Genomic DNA, 3417 nt, shown 5'->3' with positions numbered 1-3417 from the left:
AAAAAATGTCCGGCGGCCACCTACTCTCCCACCCCACCACAGGGCAGTACCATCGGCGCAAAGAGGCTTAACGACCGGGTTCGGAATGAGACCGGGTGTTTCCCTCCCGCCATAACCGCCGTAACCCCAACCCCAGAACCAACCCCAAAAAAAGGGCCGGCAGGGAAAACCAAGAGTCACACCAGACAACAGCGCAACAACATATTCACATATAAACGATTCGTGTGCGACCCCGAGGAACACCATCCCCAAGGCAAGTATGCGCGAGCACCCAGCATCCATGGCAGACAAGCCCTCGGCCGATTAGTACCGGTCAGCTCCACACCTCACAGTGCTTCCACACCCGGCCTATCAACCCAGTCGTCTACTGGAAGCCTTACCCCCCCGAAAGGGGCAGGAGACCTCATCTCGAAGCAAGCTTCCCACTTAGATGCTTTCAGCGGTTATCCCTCCCGAACGTAGCCAACCAGCCATGCCCCTGGCGGGACAACTGGCACACCAGAGGTTCGTCCGTCCCGGTCCTCTCGTACTAGGGACAGCCCTTCTCAAGTCTCCAACGCGCACAGCGGATAGGGACCGAACTGTCTCACGACGTTCTAAACCCAGCTCGCGTGCCGCTTTAATGGGCGAACAGCCCAACCCTTGGGACCAACTCCAGCCCCAGGATGCGACGAGCCGACATCGAGGTGCCAAACCATCCCGTCGATATGGACTCTTGGGGAAGATCAGCCTGTTATCCCCGGGGTACCTTTTAGCCGTTGAGCGACACCGCTTCCACACGCCGGTGCCGGATCACTAGTCCCTGCTTTCGCACCTGCTCGACACGTCCGTCTCACAGTCAAGCTCCCTTGTGCACTTACACTCAACACCTGATTGCCAACCAGGCTGAGGGAACCTTTGGGCGCCTCCGTTACTCTTTGGGAGGCAACCGCCCCAGTTAAACTACCCACCAGACACTGTCCCCGAACCGGATCACGGTCCCAGGTTAGACATCCGAAACAGCCAGAGTGGTATTTCACCAACGCCTCCACCCGAACTAGCGTCCGAGCTTCACCGGCTCCCACCTATCCTACACAAACCATCCCAAACACCAATGTCAAGCTATAGTGAAGGTCCCGGGGTCTTTCCGTCCTGCTGCGCGAAACGAGCATCTTTACTCGTAGTGCAATTTCACCGGGCCCGCGGTTGAGACAGCGGGGAAGTCGTTACGCCATTCGTGCAGGTCGGAACTTACCCGACAAGGAATTTCGCTACCTTAGGATGGTTATAGTTACCACCGCCGTTTACCGGCGCTTAGATTCCCAGCCTCGACACCCAAAAGGGCATCTAACCAGTCCTCTTAACGTTCCGGCACCGGGCAGGCGTCAGTCCGTATACAGCGTCTTACGACTTCGCACGGACCTGTGTTTTTAATAAACAGTCGCTTCCCCCTGCTATCTGCGACCCCACCCAGCTCACGGTGCAAGACCGGTCACCGGACAGGGCTCCCCTTCTCCCAAAGTTACGGGGACAATTTGCCGAGTTCCTTAACCACGGTTCACCCGAACGCCTCGGTATTCTCTACCTGACTACCTGCGTCGGTTTAGGGTACGGGCCGCCCACACACTCGCTAGAGGCTTTTCTCGACAGCACGGGATCACTCACTTCACCACAAACGGCTCGACATCACGCCTCACCCTTCACGGAACACGGATTTACCAATGCTCCAGGCTACACGCTTATCCCGGGACAACCACCGCCCGGTAGAGCTACCCTCCTGCGTCACCCCATCACTTACCTACTACCCTCCTGGGTCCCACGCCTCCACCCGAAAGCTCCCGAAGGAACCAACAGGCTTCAGTGGTGGTTAGCATCAAAGGATTCAGTACTGGACGCGTGCGAACGGGTACGGGAATATCAACCCGTTATCCATCGACTACGCCTGTCGGCCTCGCCTTAGGCCCCGACTCACCCTGGGCGGATTAACCTGCCCCAGGAACCCTTAGTCAATCGGCGCCAGAGTTTCTCACTCTGGTATCGCTACTCATGCCTGCATTCTCACTCGCACACCCTCCACGATTAGGTCACCCCACCGCTTCACCGGATGCACGACGCTCCCCTACCAACCCAAGAATACTCCCGGGCTTCACAGCTTCGGCGGTGTACTTAAGCCCCGCTACATTATCGGCGCAGAATCACTTGACCAGTGAGCTATTACGCACTCTTTAAAGGATGGCTGCTTCTAAGCCAACCTCCTGGTTGTCTCAGCAACTCCACAACCTTTCCCACTTAGCACACGCTTAGGGGCCTTAGCTGATGATCTGGGCTGTTTCCCTCTCGACTACGAAGCTTATCCCCCGCAGTCTCACTGCCACGCACAACTTAACCGGCATTCGGAGTTTATCTGACGTCAGTAACCTTGTCGGGCCCATCAGCCAAACAGTAGCTCTACCTCCGGCAAGCACACGCAACGCTGCACCTAAATGCATTTCGGGGAGAACCAGCTATCACGGAGTTTGATTGGCCTTTCACCCCTACCCACAGCTCATCCCCCAGGTTTTCAACCCTGGTGGGTTCGGGCCTCCACGAAGTCTTACCTCCGCTTCACCCTGGCCATGGGTAGATCACTCCGCTTCGGGTCTACAGCATGCGACTCAAACGCCCTATTCAGACTCGCTTTCGCTACGGCTACCCCACCCGGGTTAACCTCGCCACACACCATAACTCGCAGGCTCATTCTTCAAAAGGCACGCCATCACCCCAAAAGGCTCTGACGGCTTGACAGCACACGGTTTCAGGTACTATTTCACGACCCCTCACCGGGGCACTTTTCACCTTTCCCTCACGGTACTAGTGCACTATCGGTCACCAGGACGTATTTTGGCTTAGCAGGTGGTCCTGCCAGATTCACACGGAATTTCACGGGCTCCGCGCTACTCGGGGACAACGTCAACGCCTAGGCCACTGCTTCACCTACGGGACTCTCACCCACTACGGCACCGCTTCCCAACGGCTTCGGCTACAACGACCATCAACGCGCCCAGCCGGCAGACCGGACACAACGCAACCCCACAACCCCGCACACGCAACAACTGCCGTCTATCACACGCGCACGGTTTAGCCATAATCCCCTTTCGCTCACCACTACTCAGGGAATCACTATTGTTCACTCTTCCTACGGGTACTGAGATGTTTCACTTCCCCGCGTCACCACCAACCGCCCTATACATTCAGGCGGCGGCAACCCGACACAACTCGGGCTAGGTTTCCCCATTCGGACACCCACGGATCAAAGCTCGGTTGACAACTCCCCGTGGACTATCGCGGCCTCCCACGTCCTTCATCGGCGCCTGGTACCAAGGCATCCACCGTATGCCACACATACTTGGCCACCACAGATACAAGATGCTCGCGCACACTATCCACGAATCAAAACAC

At 57.1% G+C, this 3417-nt stretch carries 2 rRNA genes; both read right to left on the bottom strand.

Annotated features, from left to right (window positions below):
* Window positions 1-7: 7 nt before the first annotated feature.
* Window positions 8-123 (bottom strand): 5S ribosomal RNA (rrf, locus tag ACFO4E_RS29915).
* Between the two features lie 159 nt (window positions 124-282).
* Window positions 283-3371, bottom strand: a 23S ribosomal RNA gene (locus ACFO4E_RS29910).
* Window positions 3372-3417: the final 46 nt, after the last annotated feature.

The organism is Nocardiopsis mangrovi (assembly GCF_042653925.1).
GTDB lineage: Bacteria > Actinomycetota > Actinomycetes > Streptosporangiales > Streptosporangiaceae > Nocardiopsis_B > Nocardiopsis_B mangrovi.
Note: the sequence above shows the minus strand (reverse complement) of the source record. Positions and strands in the feature narration are given on the sequence as shown.